Annotated in this window: 12 protein-coding genes; 11 read left to right on the top strand and 1 reads right to left on the bottom strand. The window is 62.0% G+C overall.

Annotated elements, in window-relative coordinates; all coding sequences use genetic code 11:
• Nucleotides 1–144 precede the first annotated feature (144 nt).
• The 11 genes from CPA59_RS08050 (at nt 145) to CPA59_RS08105 (ending at nt 14322) form a co-directional block, all read left to right on the top strand.
• The gene (locus CPA59_RS08050; protein WP_049854936.1) at nt 145–2007 is read left to right on the top strand and encodes an IucA/IucC family siderophore biosynthesis protein; all 1863 of its coding nucleotides are present in this window, start codon (nt 145–147) and stop codon (nt 2005–2007) included.
• Nucleotides 2000–3235 carry a type III PLP-dependent enzyme gene (locus CPA59_RS08055; protein WP_107759039.1) on the top strand — a complete coding sequence of 412 codons (1236 nt, stop codon included), beginning with the start codon at nt 2000–2002 and terminating at the stop codon, nt 3233–3235. The genes CPA59_RS08050 and CPA59_RS08055 overlap by 8 nt, the downstream gene beginning before the upstream one ends.
• Nucleotides 3225–4670 carry a DHA2 family efflux MFS transporter permease subunit gene (locus CPA59_RS08060; RefSeq protein ID WP_107760781.1) on the top strand — a complete coding sequence of 482 codons (1446 nt, stop codon included), beginning with the start codon at nt 3225–3227 and terminating at the stop codon, nt 4668–4670. Before CPA59_RS08055 ends, CPA59_RS08060 begins: the two co-directional genes overlap by 11 nt.
• 156 nt (nt 4671–4826) lie before the next feature.
• Nucleotides 4827–6683, top strand: a complete 1857-nt coding sequence (locus CPA59_RS08065; protein WP_107759040.1) for an IucA/IucC family siderophore biosynthesis protein — start codon at nt 4827–4829, stop codon at nt 6681–6683.
• Nucleotides 6677–7453, top strand: a complete 777-nt coding sequence (locus CPA59_RS08070; protein ID WP_107759041.1) for an HpcH/HpaI aldolase/citrate lyase family protein — start codon at nt 6677–6679, stop codon at nt 7451–7453. The genes CPA59_RS08065 and CPA59_RS08070 overlap by 7 nt, the downstream gene beginning before the upstream one ends.
• Nucleotides 7454–7457: 4 nt before the next feature.
• Entirely contained in the window at nt 7458–9380 is a 1923-nt protein-coding gene (locus tag CPA59_RS08075; protein ID WP_255412277.1) for an IucA/IucC family siderophore biosynthesis protein, read from the top strand.
• 468 nt (nt 9381–9848) lie between these two features.
• Entirely contained in the window at nt 9849–10766 is a 918-nt protein-coding gene (locus CPA59_RS08085) for an ABC transporter substrate-binding protein (protein ID WP_107759042.1), read from the top strand.
• Complete coding sequence (locus CPA59_RS08090; protein ID WP_100849302.1) at nt 10763–11785, top strand: iron ABC transporter permease; 1023 nt, start codon at nt 10763–10765, stop codon at nt 11783–11785. Before CPA59_RS08085 ends, CPA59_RS08090 begins: the two co-directional genes overlap by 4 nt.
• A 10-nt stretch (nt 11786–11795) precedes the next feature.
• Nucleotides 11796–12827, top strand: coding sequence for an iron ABC transporter permease (locus CPA59_RS08095; RefSeq protein WP_039695444.1), 1032 nt, complete (start codon nt 11796–11798; stop codon nt 12825–12827).
• Between the two features lie 11 nt (nt 12828–12838).
• Nucleotides 12839–13648 carry an ABC transporter ATP-binding protein gene (locus tag CPA59_RS08100; protein WP_049854931.1) on the top strand — a complete coding sequence of 270 codons (810 nt, stop codon included), beginning with the start codon at nt 12839–12841 and terminating at the stop codon, nt 13646–13648.
• Nucleotides 13649–13680: 32 nt separating this feature from the next.
• On the top strand, nt 13681–14322 hold the full coding sequence (locus CPA59_RS08105; RefSeq protein ID WP_107759043.1) for an RraA family protein: 642 nt from the start codon (nt 13681–13683) through the stop codon (nt 14320–14322).
• Nucleotides 14323–14453: 131 nt separating this feature from the next.
• Here CPA59_RS08105 and CPA59_RS08110 read toward each other — a convergent pair whose 3' ends face one another.
• A complete protein-coding gene (locus CPA59_RS08110; RefSeq protein ID WP_024105363.1) occupies nt 14454–14822 on the bottom strand; it encodes a helix-turn-helix domain-containing protein in 369 nt (122 codons plus the stop codon).
• Between the last annotated feature and the right edge of the window lie 34 nt (nt 14823–14856).

The raw sequence follows: 14856 nt of genomic DNA on the forward strand, positions 1-14856 counted from the left end.
GGACTCGGACAGCGCGGAGAAACCGGAGCGTACACGTAGTACGTGAGGATTTCGAGCACTGCCCAGGGCCAAAATGGCAAGTGAAATAGCCCTATTGGGATAGGCTCTACACCACCGGCCGATTGTTATTCTTACGGAGCAGAGATGAACAACCGAAATCATGATGTTTTGTCCACAATGATAAGCGAAAAAGCAGCCTTACATGGGTTACTGAATTGTCTTATCAAAGAGTTCGCGATACCGGAAGGGTATTTGCGATATGAATGGCCAGACGAAATGAAAGGGATCCCGCCGGGGGCCTATTTTGATGGTGCAAACTGGAAGGGCATCCCGATGATGATCGGCTTGCCCGACCAACTGCAACTGTTTGTCATGGTAGACCGCCGCGACACCTTCGGCAGCCAACATTACCTGTCCGATGTTTACCTGCGTCAGGCGCAGAGTGAATGGCAATGCCCCGATTTTGAACGTCTGGTCGCACGCCTGCTGGCCGCATGCGAGCAAATCGCCGGAAGGAAAAACCCGGAGTTGTACGAGCAGATTCTCCAGAGCCAGCGGCTGGTGAGCGCTATTGTCAGCCACAACGGCCGTCAGCGCGCGGACGCGCCGCTGCAGCACTATCTGCAGAGCGAACAGGGTTTGTGGTTCGGCCACCCCAGCCACCCCGCGCCCAAAGCGCGTCTGTGGCCGGCGCATCTTGGTCAGGAACAATGGGCGCCTGAATTCCAGGCCCGTGCGGCGCTGCATCAGTTCGAAGTGCCGGTGGACGGATTGCACATCGGCGCCAACGGCCTGACGCCGCAACAGGTGCTGGAGGGGTTCGCCGACCAGCAGTCAGCCTCTATAGGGCACGCCATTATCTGTATGCACCCGGTGCAGGCGCAGCTGTTTATGCAAGATGAGCGCGTGCAGCAGCTGTTGCGCGATAACGTGATCCGCGATCTGGGGCAGAGCGGCCGCGTCGCCAGCCCGACCGCCTCTATTCGCACCTGGTTTATCGACGATCACGATTACTTCATCAAAGGTTCGCTGAATGTGCGCATCACCAACTGTGTGCGCAAAAACGCCTGGTATGAACTGGAAAGCACGGTGCTGATCGACCGGTTGTTCCGTCAGTTGCTGGATCAGCATGCCGACACGCTGGGCGGGCTGGTCGCCGCAGCCGAACCCGGCGTGGTGAGCTGGAGCCCGGTCGCCGCCAGCGAGTCGGACAGACACTGGTTCCGCGAGCAGACCGGCGGCATCCTGCGCGAGAATTTCTGCCGTCGTACCGGCGCGGATCGCAGCATTATGGCCGGTACGCTGTTTGCACGCGGCGTGGATTTGCAGCCGATGATTCAAACCTTCCTGCGCACGCACTATGGCGAGGCGCTGGATGACAACGCGTTGCTGTACTGGTTTGATGACTACCAGACGCAACTGCTGCGCCCGGTGCTGTCGCTGTTCTTCAATCACGGCGTGGTGATGGAGCCGCATCTGCAAAACAGCGTGCTGGTGCATCAACACGGGCGGCCGCAGCAGGTGCTGCTGCGCGACTTTGAAGGCGTGAAGCTGACCGATGATCTTGGTGCCCGCTATATTAGCGACGACATCCATCCCCGTGTGCGCCAGTCGTTGCTGTACTCGCGTGAGCAGGGCTGGAATCGCATCATGTACTGCCTGTTCATTAATCATCTGTCCGAAACCATTCTGGCCTTGAGTCAGGGACGTGCGCATCTGGCGCCCTTGATGTGGCAACGGGTGCGACAGCAACTGCGTGCCATTCAGGGGGAACTGAAACAACCGTCGCCGGAGCTGGACGCACTGATCGCCGGCCATCCGGTGGCGTGCAAAACCAACCTCAAGGTCAGGCTGGCGGCCGAAGCCGACCGTCAGGCCAGCTATGTCCGATTGCCGTCGCCCTGGGGTAAGGCCGTGCAGCACGGCAGCGAAGTACCGTCTGGTGAAGTACAGCATGGCGAAGTACCACATAGCGAAGCACAGCATGGTGAGGTGCAGCATGGCTAAGCTGCCTTTGCACGTCCACGATGTGATTGTCCGCCTGCAACAGCAGCATGCCGACCCGCTGGCGGCGTTTGTGTACGACCTGACGGCGCTGCGCCAACACGTCAGCGAAGTGATGGCGGCGCTGCCGCCGGGTGTGGAACTCTATTACGCCATCAAAGCCAACAGCGAAAAACCGATTCTGGACGCGATCGCGCCGTTAGTGCATGGCTTTGAAATCTCGTCAGGCGGTGAAATCGCGCGTGTGGCCGGTTGCGACACGCGCAAACCGTTTGTGTTCTCCGGGCCGGGCAAACTGGACTCAGACTTCGATCTTGCGCTGGAACAGGGCGTGGAAGCGGTTCATGTGGAAAGTCGCCACGAGATTGCCCGCCTGCAACAGCGGGCGAAGCAGCATGGCGTGGTCCAGCCGGTGTTCATCCGTATCAATCCGGAACTGGCGTCGTCGCTGACCAGTAAACTGGCGATGGCCGGAACGCCGACACCGTTCGGCATGGATGAGGCCGACCTGGCGGATGCGGTGCGGGAGGTGGATAACGCCAGCCATCTGCAACTGAAAGGATTTCATGTCCACGCGATGTCGCACCAGATGGTGGTGGCGCGGCACCAGCAATTGCTGGATCTCTACCTGACGCGCTGGCCGCAGTGGAAAGCGCTGTCCGCGCATCCGCAGCACATTACCCACCTGAACGTGGGCGGCGGCATCGGCGTGCCGTATCTGACGCCGGAGCGTTTCGATTGGCCGGCGCTGTGCGATTACCTGCGCACGCGGCTGGCGCAACAGCCGGACGCGCCGATAGTCCGCTTCGAGCCGGGGCGTTTCATCAGCGCCTACTGCGGTTATTACGCCATTGAGGTGCTGGATAAAAAGCGCAGTCACGGCAAACATTTTCTGGTGTGCCGCGGCGGCACTCACCAGTTCCGTTTGCCGGTAGCGCAGGGACACGACCATCCGGTGGTCCATCTGCCGCTGGCAGCGGCGCCGACGGCCGGGGAAACGCGTGACTGGACGGTGGTCGGTCAGCTGTGCACGCCGAAGGACGTGCTTAGCCGCGACCAGCGCCTGACCGACGTCAACATCGGGGATCTGCTGGTGTTGCCGCTGGCGGGCGCCTATGGCTACAACATTTCTCATGCCGACTTCCTGTGTCATCCGCGTCCCGTGCAGTATTTCATCACTGACGACGGCATGACGGTGGATGCGGCCGGAGCGGTGCGCCGTGTGGAGTAACGCTATTCCCCGCTGGCTGGTGGTGGTCAATGTGCTGCTCGGCACCACTACCGTCAGCCTGAATAACAGTACGCTCAATCCGGCGCTGCCGGCGTTTATCGAGGTGTTTCATATCGGGCCGCTGCTCGCCACCTGGATCGTGGCGGCGTTCATGGTCAGCATGGGCATGACCATGCCGTTGACCGGCTATCTCGGCCACCGGCTGGGCAACAAACCACTCTACCTGCTGGGCGTGGCGCTGTTTATCACCGGTTCGTTGCTGGGGATGATGGCGGATTCCATCTCGCTGGTGATCGCCGCCCGAACGGTGCAGGGCATCGCCAGCGGTTTGATGATCCCGCTGTCGCTGACGCTGATTTTTTCGGTGTACCCCAAACAGGAGCGGGGCGGTATTACCGGCATCTGGGGCGCTATCGTGATGCTGGCTCCGGCGCTGGGGCCGCTGTGCGGCGGCCTCCTGCTGGAGTGGTTCAGCTGGCGGGCGCTGTTCGCCATGAATATTCCCATTGGGGCGCTGGCGCTGCTGATGGGGCTGGTGGTGTTGCCGAAAACCGCGCCGGGTGAGCGCAAACCGTTCGATATGACCGGTTATCTGCTGGTGTCCGCCGGCATCGGGTTGCTGATGATCGGCGCCGGACGATTGCACCATGCCGCGGCGCTGGCGAATCCGTTCAACCTGCTGATGCTGCTGGCGGCTACGGTTTGCCTGATTGCTTTTGTGCGCGTCGAACTGCGTAAGCGCGAGCCGCTGCTTAACCTGCGTATTTTTCAACTGCACGGCTATCGACTGAGCGTGGTGATCGCCGTGGTGCAGTCGGTCGGGATGTTCGAGTGCCTGGTGCTGTTGCCGATGCTGGTGCAGATGGTGATGGGCTACAGCGCTATCTGGACCGGGCTGGCGCTGTTGTGTACCGCGCTGTTCGCCAGCCTGTTCGGCAAGGTCGGCGGCAGCCTGCTGGATCGCCACGGCCCGTCGCGGGTGGTGGGCGCCGGGGTATTGCTGACCGCGCTGGCGACCATCGGGTTAGGCATGGCGGGCGCGCAGACCTCAATTGGCGTGGTGTTCGGCTGGATGATGCTGCGCGGCGCCGGGCTGGGGCTGTCCTACATGCCGGTCACCACCGCCGGGCTGAATGTGCTGCCGGAAACGTTGGTCACGCAAGGCGCCGCCATGAACAACATTTCGCGCCGGCTGGTGTCGTCGCTGGCGATCGTGGTGGCGTCGCTGTACCTCGAATTCCGGCTGGCGGGCAGCGGGCTGGCGCACGAAGCCGTGCGCGCCGCGGCCATTAGCGAAACCTTTATTGCCACCGGCATTTTGATCGTGCTGGCGCTGCCGTGCGCCCTGCGTTTTCCCACGGCAACCGATGAGGCGGCCGCCTCCGACGAGTCCGGCGCGCCAGACGCGCTGACCGGCGTCAGAGGGCCGCGCTGATGTTTAGGTCGTGCCCCGTAATGACGTGTGACCGGCGCTGGCGGTCACTGCACGATGGGGAACAGCCTACTGTTTCTTCAGGCCGGGCGCCGTCATGTTTCGAACCGACGCCGCCCGTTCAGTCTGACTCAACCGACACACTGACAAGGTAATAGCATGGAGACATTATCCCCCGCCGTATTTCAGGACATCGCCTGCGAGTGGCTGCCGCAAATGGATGCGCAGCGTTATCAGCTGGTGGAACAGCGTGTGGTCGGACAGCTGCTGCAGACGCTGCTGTACGAGGATGTGCTGCCTTATCGCCGCACGCCGATCGGCGACGGCGACAGCCAGTTTGCGATAACCGGGCGCGATGCGCAGCAGGTGCCGGTGGAGTACCGGTGCAGCGGGCTGTTTAGCGACAGCTTCTGTCTGATCCGCCTCGACTACGCCAGCGTGCGCCGCATCGGCCCTGACGGCGACGCGCAGTCGCCCAACCTGCACCAGATGCTGGAAGAACTGCTGGGCGAGCAGGAGAATAATCCCTTCCTGACGCGTTTTGTACAGGAACTGGAGCAGACCCAACTGAAGGATTTGCAGTCGCGGGCGCAACATTATCAACCCGGCAAACCGGCGCATCAGCTCAGTTTCGACGAACTGGAACGCCACTTTATGGACGCCCACAGCTACCACCCCTGCTACAAGTCGCGCATCGGCTTCAGCCTGCAGGATAACGCCCAATGGGGGCCGGAGTTCGGCCAGCCTTTCGCCATTGTCTGGCTGGCGCTGGCGAAGCAGCGGGCGTCCGCCAACCATTCGGCCAAACTGGATCTGGACGATTTCCTGCAGACCGAATTCGGCGCGGCGCGCTGGCAGGCGTTTGGCGAACAGCTGGCGCGTCAGGGCCGTAAGCCGGAAGACTACCAGTTGGTGCCGGTGCACCCGTGGCAGTGGAAAAACGTGATTGCGCCGGTGTTTTATCCGGAGCTGGTCAGCGGCGAGCTGATTTACCTCGGCGCGTCCGATGACCGCTGGCAGGCGCAGCAGTCTATCCGCACGCTGGCTAACGTGACGGAGAAAACGCGGCCTTACGTCAAGCTGGCGATGAGCATGACCAACACCTCCAGCACCCGCATTCTGGCACGGCACACGGTAATGAACGGACCGATTATTACCGACTGGCTGCAGCAGTTGATCGACACCGACCAGACCGCCCGCAACCTGAAGTTCGTGATTCTCGGCGAAGTCGCCGGCGTGAGTTTCGACACCCAGCCGCTGCCTGCCACGCGTATGGCGCAGGCCTACGGCGTGATGGGCGCGATCTGGCGTGAAAGCATCCATCAGTATCTGCAGCCGGACGAGCAGGCGGTGCCGTTCAACGGTTTGAGTCACGTCGAACACCGTTACGACGGTGGCGAGCAGGCGCCGTTTATCGATGCCTGGATTCGTCAGTACGGGCTGGAAGCCTGGACCCGACAACTGTTGCAGGTCACGGTGTCGCCGATTATCCACATGCTGTACGCCGAAGGCATCGGTATGGAATCGCACGGTCAGAATATCGTGCTGATAGTGCGTGACGGCTGGCCGCAGCGCATTGCGCTCAAGGACTTCCATGACGGCGTGCGTTATTCGCCGGACCATCTGGCGCGCCCCGCCATGCGCCCGGATCTGGTGCCGCTGCCCGCCAGCCACGCCAAAATCAACCGTAACTCGTTCATTCTGACCGATGACATCGACGCGGTGCGCGATTTTACCTGTGACTCGTTCTTCTTCATTTGTCTGGCGGAAATGGCCGTCTTCCTGCGCCAGCATTATCAACTGCCGGAAGCGCAGTTCTGGGAAATGACGGCGGAGGTGGTGCTGCGTTATCAGGCCGAGCACCCGCAACATCGCTCGCGTTACACCTTGTTCGATGTGTTCGCGCCGACCTACGAGGTGGAGGAACTGACTAAGCGCCGGTTGCTGGGCGACGGCGAGCGTCGCTTCAAATCGGTGCCGAACCCGCTGCATCCGTTCAGGCCGTCGTCATGCTAAGAACCAACCAGCTCAAGCGCAAGCTGGCGGCAGGTACGCCGGTATACGGGCTGATTGCCTCGATTCCCTCGCCGGTGTCGGTGGAGTTGATCGCCGAAGCCGGGTTCGATTTCGTGATTATCGACAGCGAACATGTGCTGATTAACCCGGAAACGGTGGAGAACATGATCCGGGTGGCGGAAAGCTACGCGCTGACGCCGCTGGTGCGCGTGGCGGATGATAACCCCAAGACCATGCTGCGCCTGCTGGATGGCGGCGCGCAGGGCATCGTGCTGCCGATGGTGGAGCAGGCTGAGCAGGTACGCGCGGCGGTACGCGCCTGCCATTATCACCCGCAGGGCGAGCGCAGCCTAAATAGCGGCCGCCCCGGCGCATTCGGCAAGCACAGCCTGGCGGAATACGTCGTGTTGGCAAACCGGGAAATCATGCTGGTGGCGATGATCGAAAGCGCCGGGGGCGTGCGTCAGGCCGAGGCGATCGCGGCGGTAGAGGGGCTGGACATGATTCTTGAGGGTGCGGCGGATCTCTCCCAGTCGCTGGGGATGCCGTGGCAGACCGCGGCGACGCCGGTGCAGACGGCGCTGGCCGAGGTGCGGCGAGCTGCCGACGCGCATGGCGTGACGTACTGCGCTATTCCCCGCCAGCACGACGATCATGCACGCTGGCGCGAGCAGGGCGTGCGCGCATTTGTATTGGGCGACGAGCGCGGTATCGCGTTTCGCGCTTTACAGGCCAGACTGGCCGCAACGATTTCAGCAGAAGGAAAGTGATCCGATGGAAAGTAATGCGATGGAAAGTAGTGTGATTAAGAGCACGTCTCACTACAAGGACGCCGGCCACAGCGTGATGCAGGATCTGGTGGATTGCCTGCTGGCCGAGGAGTTCTTTGGCCCGCAGCCGCTGGCGTTGTATACCACCGATGAGTGGCGGCAGCAGTATGGGCAACCGGCGCCGTTTGGCGCGCTGGATAGCGCGGCCCGCCTGTGGCGCTGGTGCAGCGATGAACGCGAACAGCGCCATCTGGTGGTGGCGCTGCGCCCCGGTATTACCCAGCGGTGGGAAAAAGTGCCGGACACGCAGGTTTACGCCTGGCAGCAGGGCGGCGATGACTGGCGTGAGCTGGAGCCGGAGAGCTTCATGAATCTGGTGTTCGCCGGTCAGCATGGCGAAGAAGAGCAGGCCGGAGAAGGTAATGCCAAAGGGCAGGCGTTGTTTCTGGATGTGCTTAACACCAGCGTCGAGCAGACTGCGCTGTCGCGCGAGCATCGTATCGATACCGATAACCTGCTCGCACGCGGTAACGCCGATTTCTTCCATGTGATGGAGCAGTGGGCGTCGTTGCGCGATCGTCCGTTCCATCCGACCGCCAAGGCTAAACAGGGGCTGAATGCGCAGGAGTATCGCCGGTACGTGGCCGAGTTCGCCGAACCGGTGGCGCTGAACTGGGTGGCGGTGGCGAAAAATCGCCTGCAATGCGGCGACGGCATCAGCGACGCGATTGACTCGTACCCGGCGCATTACCTGCTGCCGCAGGCGGAGCAGGCGGCGTTGCAGCAGGAACTGGCGACGCGCGGCCTTGCTGAGAGCCATATCGCGCTGCCGGTACACCCGTGGCAATTCGACCACATTCTGGAAACCCAACTGGGCGACGCCTTTCGCAACGGCGACTGCCACCGGCTGGATTTCAGCGCCGCCCGCTATCTGCCGACGTCGTCACTGCGCTCAATGACGCCGTGTTTCGCCAGCGCCGATTACCTCAAGCTGCCGATGGCGGTTTACTCGCTGGGGGCATCGCGCTATTTGCCGGCGGTGAAAATGATCAACGGCGGACTGAGCGAAGCGCTGCTGCGGCAGGCGCGTGACAAAGACGCCGTGTTGCAGGAACGGCTGTATCTGTGCGATGAAGGCAAGTGGTGGGCGTTCATGCCGCCGCAGGCCACGCTGTTTGACGAAGCGCCGCGCCACCTGTCGGCGATGGTCCGCAGTTATCCGTCAGCGCTGTTCGACGATCCGGATTACCGCCTGCTGCCGATGGCGGCGCTGGGTACGCCGCTGCCGGGCAGCAGCCGTCATTTCTTCGACGACTGGCTGGCGTATCGCGGCTTGCCGACGAACGCCGATTCGGTCTTGACATTGTTTGCTGAGCTTTGTCATTGTTTCTTCGACATTAATTTCCGCATGTTCCGGTTGGGGATGCTGGGCGAGATCCACGGTCAGAATGCGGTGCTGGTATGGAAAGCCGGTCAGGCCCACGGTCTGCTGCTGCGCGATCACGACTCGCTGCGCATCCATGTACCGACGCTGGAGCAAAACGGCATGCATGACCCTGTGTACCGTATCAAGCAAGGCCATGCCAATACGCTTTACCACGAGCGTCTGGATGACCTGCTGTTCTGGCTGCAAACGTTGGGCATTCAGGTCAACATGCGGGCGATTATCGAAACGCTGTCGCTGACTTATGAGATAGACGCTGCGACGCTGTGGGGCGTGATGCGCAGTGAAATCAACGGCGCCATTGATCGCGCCGGTTTCGCCGCTGATACGCAGACAATGCTGAAAACCCGGTTGTTCGACGTACCGAACTGGCCGCAGAAACTGCTGATCACCCCGATGATCGCCCGCGCCGGCGGACCGGGCAGTATGCCGTTCGGCAAAGGGGAAGTGATTAACCCATTCCAGACGATTATTGGAAAATAGATTGTCATTAACTTTTTTAGTGACGAGCTTGCAGGATATACGCTGGTTTTTTGGGCGTCAAAAACTGTGCTGAGGTGGGCGACTTCGCCGGGTGAGCCGCATGGACGCGGCGAAAGCCCGTGCCGCGCCGGACAAAAACGCCGGGAGCGTTTTTGAACAGCGTTTACGCTGGCCCGTAGGGCGAGCCCCAGGGATGGGGCGAGTAAACGCGTCACGGGCGGCCCGAACAGCGAAGGCACCGCGTTAGCGGCACAGTTTAGCCCTTAGCCAGTGGTCAAGGAGAGGCGGCGTTTGAGCCTCTCCTTGTCGTGCGTGCGATGAAGTTGCAAAGAATTCACTCAGTTTATCAAGCACGAAATGTCGCACGGTCCCGGCATAGTTCACCGGCAACAAAAATAATACGGCTGTTTATTAACAGCCCCAACTGTCCGTCAACAGTTCAACCTGTAAGGTAGATCACACAGAATCGTGAATGAGTATTTGCTTTCGCGCCGCAGGTTGCTGCGGTTGTCGTTAAGCCTGTTGCCACTGGGACTGGGCCGGCCTGCGCTGGCCCAGTCCTTGTTTATGCCGCAACGGGTCATCACCCTGTTTCAGGGCGCCACGGATACTGCGGTGGCGCTGGGGATTACGCCCGCCGGCGTGGTGGATTCGTGGAGCGAGAAGCCCATGTACCGCTACCTGCGTCAGGCGCTGGCCGGGGTGCCGCATGTGGGGCTGGAAACCCAGCCCAGTCTGGAAGACATCGTGCTGCTGAAGCCCGACGCCATCATCGCGTCGCGCTTTCGCCATCAGCGGCTGGAGCCGTTGTTGTCTCAGATTGCGCCGGTGGTGATGCTGGATGAAATCTACCAGTTCAAAAAAACGGTGCAGGTGATGGGGCAGGCGCTTGGGCGTCAGGCGGTGGCCGATCGGTTGCTGGAGGACTGGCAGCAGCGAGTGGGCTGGCTGCGCGGGCAGTTGCAACGCAAGTTCGGCGGCGACTGGCCGCCGACCGTGTCGATACTGGATATCCGCGAAGACCATATCCGCAGCTATTTGCCCGGCAGTTTTCCCGGCTCGGTGCTGAGCGAACTGGGGTTTGGCTGGAGCGACGCCAGCCTCGCCCAGCCGGGCGTCTCGCTCAAACTGACCAGCAAAGAGAGTATCCCGGTGGTGGATGCCGACATCTTTTTCATTTTCCTGCGATCCGAGAGTCCGTCTGTGCAACGCAACTATGAGTCCCTGATTCGTCACCCGCTGTGGCAGCGGTTACGCGCCCCGCGGCGCAATCAGGTGTGGGTGGTGAATGGCGTCACCTGGAGTCTGTCCGGCGGCATTCTGGGCGCCAACATGATGCTGGACGACATCGCCCGGGTCACCGGTATCGCCGGAGGCACGCCATGAGTCATGCCGTGATACCGGCCGGGAAGCGGATGGCGCCTGGTCAGGTGCTGGCGGGCGGCGGCGTTTGCCTGCTGGCGCTGGCCGTCCTCAGTCTGATGGTCGGGCCGATGTGGATTGCGCCGTCGCAAGTGCTGGGCGCGCTGTGGCATCCGGATCCGCTCAATGTCAGCCATATTCTGGTTACCTCTACCCGCCTGTCGCGCACGCTGATCGCCATCGTGGTGGGCGCCAGTCTGGCGGTGGCGGGCGCATTGATGCAGGTGCTGACCCGTAACCCGCTGGCGTCGCCGGGGCTGTTCGGCATCAACGCCGGGGCGATGTTTTTTCTGATTGTCTGTGTGTCGCTGTTTCCCAAAGTGGCGATGTCGGTGTGGCTGTGGTCGGCGTTTGCCGGCGCGGCGGCGGCCGGGTGTCTGGTGTGGTTGATCGGCACTATGGGCAAAGGCAGCCTTAACCCGCTGCGCATGGTGCTGGCGGGCGCGGCCATCACCGCCATGTTCGCCGCCTTCAGCCAGGCGATGCTGGTGGTGAATCAGGAAGGGCTGGATACGGTACTGTTCTGGCTGGCGGGCTCGGTGGCCGATCGCGAGCTGGCGACGGTGCTGCCGCTGATGGGTTACTGTCTGGCGGCGCTGGTCGGCGCGCTGCTGCTGTCGGGGCAGGTCAACGTACTGAACGCCGGGGAAGCCATAGCCCGTGGGCTGGGGCAGCGCACCGGGCGCATCCGGCTGCTGATGAGCCTGCTGGTCGTGGCGCTGGCCGGCGGCGCGGTGGCGATGGCGGGCAGCATTGGTTTTGTCGGCTTGATTGTGCCGCACATGGCAAGAAAACTGTTGCCCGCCGACCACCGCTGGCTGCTGCCCGGCTGCGCGCTGCTGGGGGCCGCTTTGCTGTTGCTGGCGGATATTTTGGCGCGGGTGGTGATTGTGCCGCAGGAGGTGCCGGTTGGCGTGATGACCGCGCTGTTCGGCGCGCCGTTCTTTATTTTCCTGCTGCGGCGCGGAGGTCGTTATGGATAAGCATGGGGGGATGAGCCATGTGCTGGTGTGGCGGCAGGGGCGTTTTTCCCGCCAGATCAACCTGACCACCGTAGGCCGTGTTGCGCTGGCGTTGCTGCTGGCGCTGGCGGTCATGGTGGCATCGCTCGGCGTCGGCAAACTGATGCTGTCGCCGTGGGAGGTGCTGCGGGCGCTATGGTCGTCGCAGCCGGAAGGCGCGGCGCTGATCGTGCAGCAGTTACGGTTGCCGCGGGTGGTGCTGGCGGCGCTGGTGGGCGGCGCGCTGGCGGTGTCCGGGCTGATTTTGCAGGCGATGATCCGCAATCCGCTGGCCTCGCCGGATATTCTGGGCATCACCAGCGGCGCCAGCGCCGCGGCGGTGTTCTACCTGTCGTTTCTCGCCACCACGCTGGGGGCGCACTACCTGCCGCTGGCGGCGATGATCGGGGCCGCGACGGCGGCGCTGGCGGTGTATTGGCTGGCGTGGCAGGCGGGCGTATCGCCGCAGCGGCTGGTGCTGACCGGCGTCGGCGTGTCGGCGCTGTTGATGGCGGCGACCACCTTTATGCTGGTGTTCAGCCCGCTGACCACCACGCTGTCGGCTTACGTCTGGTTGACCGGCAGCGTCTACGGCGCCAGCTGGCGCGAAACCCGTGAGCTGGGCGGCTGGCTGCTGCTGATTGCGCCGTGGCTGGTGTGGCTGGCGCGTCAGGTGCGGGTCCAGCAACTGGACGATGGGCTGGCGCAGGGCATCGGCGTGCGGGTGCAGTGGCTGCGTCTGGCGCTGTTGTTGCTCAGCGTGGCGCTGGCGGGCGCGGCGATTGCCTGGGGCGGCGCGATGGCGTTCGTCGGGCTGATCGCGCCGCACATCGCCAAACGGCTGGTGGCGCCGACCTTTGCCGGGCAGGCGGCGATGGCGTTTCTTTGCGGCGCCGGGCTGGTGATGGTGGCGGACCTGTGCGGACGAACGTTGTTTTTGCCGCTGGATCTGCCCGCCGGGATTTTCGTATCGGCGCTGGGCGCGCCGTTCTTTCTGTATTTATTGATTAAACAACGTCATTAAGGAAACGGATGATGACCGCCATTACCAGCCGGGAACTGACCCTCGGCTATGCCAGCCAGACCATTATCGACAATCTGGATATCCAGCTGCCGAAGGGCAAAGTGTCGGTGCTGATTGGCAGCAACGGGTGCGGCAAAAGTACGCTGCTCAAATCCTTCGCCCGTTTGCTCCGGCCGCTGAGCGGGACGGTTGTCCTCAATGGCGAGGATATCCACCGCAAGTCCACCGCCGAGGTGGCGCGCGAACTGGCGATTTTGCCGCAGATGCCGGACGCGCCGGAAGGCATTACCGTGAAACAGCTGGTCAGCCTGGGGCGCTACCCTTACCAGAACTGGTTGCAGCAGTGGTCGCAGGAAGATGAGCGGATGGTGAACCTGGCGCTGGCGCAGACCGGTACCCAGCAACTGGCGGAACGACCGGTGGATGCCTTGTCCGGCGGCCAGCGTCAGCGGGTATGGATAGCGATGACGCTGGCGCAGGACACCGAGGTGGTGCTGCTGGACGAGCCCACTACGTTCCTCGATCTGGCGCACCAGATCGAGGTGCTGGATTTGCTGCGTGAGTTGAACCGCCAGCACGGCAAAACCATCATTATGGTGCTGCACGACCTCAATCTGGCCTGCCGTTACGCCGACCACATGGTGGCGGTACACGATCGCACCGCTTTCGCACAGGGCGCGCCGGCTGAAATCCTCGACGAAACGCTGGTCAAGACGGTATTCAATCTGGACTGCCGTATCATCCCCGACCCGTTTTTCCATACGCCGCTGTGTATTCCGTTCGGGCGCGAGAAACCGCGGGAAGACGCGCCGATGGCGTGAAGCCGGAAGTTCAACCTGTTGCAGGATAGACGATGAATTATCACATTATTCCCCGCGTGCCGCCGCTCAGTGATGACCTGCTGGCAGGCTACCGCCACATCAGCACCTCGACCCTCGGTCATTTGACGGAGGCGGGGTATTTGTCCGGCATCCGGCCGTTGCTGCCGGACGTGCAGATGGTCGGCAACGTGGTGACGGTGAAACTGTGCCCGCCGGACGGCGGCGTATTGCGTGAGGCGCTGCTGCTGAGCCAGCCCGGCGACGTGCTGGTGATTGATGCGTCTGATGAGGAAGAACGCGCCTGCTGGGGAGAACTGCGCGCGCTGGCAGCGCGCGTGAAAGGGCTGGCGGGCGTGGTGGTGGCCGGCGCGGTGACCGACTCGCGCGCGCTGCGTCAACTGGGGTTGCCGGTGTTCTGCAAAGGCGTCAGCGCCATTACCACCCGCACGCTGGGAACGGCAGGGGCGGTCAATGTACCGGTGACAGTGGCGGGCGTGACGGTGCAACCCGGCGATGTGGCGATCGGCGATGACGATGGGGTGTTTATTCTCAGTCCGTCCGCTGCCCGCGACTGGCTGGAGAAGGCGCAACACAAGGAATTCGCGGATACAGAACGGCGGGACACGTTGCGGCGGAAATTGCCCGAGTGCGCCTCCGGCATCAACGACCGGTGACCGTGATTGCCGGCAACCCCTTTATTTATAGGGGGCCATCACCTGCGGAGAAACGGCCCGCCATTTCTGGCGGGCCGTAGCATCATTGATCCTTTTTAGATCATGCGAACAGAGACATGCGCACTCATAAATCACAAAATCATCTGTTCAGGCTGGCATCCGTACAGTTCAGCCAGCTTTTGACGGGTTTTCTTCTGCGGGCGGGAGTCTTTGGCTTCCCACTGAGAAACCGCTGATTGCGTCGTACCCAGTCGTTCCGCCACATCGTACTGCGACAGCCCGCGGTAAACGCGCCAGGCGGCCAGCAGGCTGATATCGTCACGAAACATAATGTTGACCACCTCATTTGGCACGGTTTCATCATCATGCCCATCAGCGGTATAAGGAATGGATTCGTACCCGCTCTCATCATTGGAGAGCAGGCTTTCGTACACATCTATCGGTAATACCACGAATTGCGGTTTACCGTTCACATCATTGATATATTGCGGTTTTGACATATTTTTTATCCGGGTTTCTATGAGTCGCGGTCGT

This window comes from Dickeya sp. Secpp 1600, from assembly GCF_003049805.1.
Lineage (GTDB): Bacteria > Pseudomonadota > Gammaproteobacteria > Enterobacterales > Enterobacteriaceae > Dickeya > Dickeya fangzhongdai.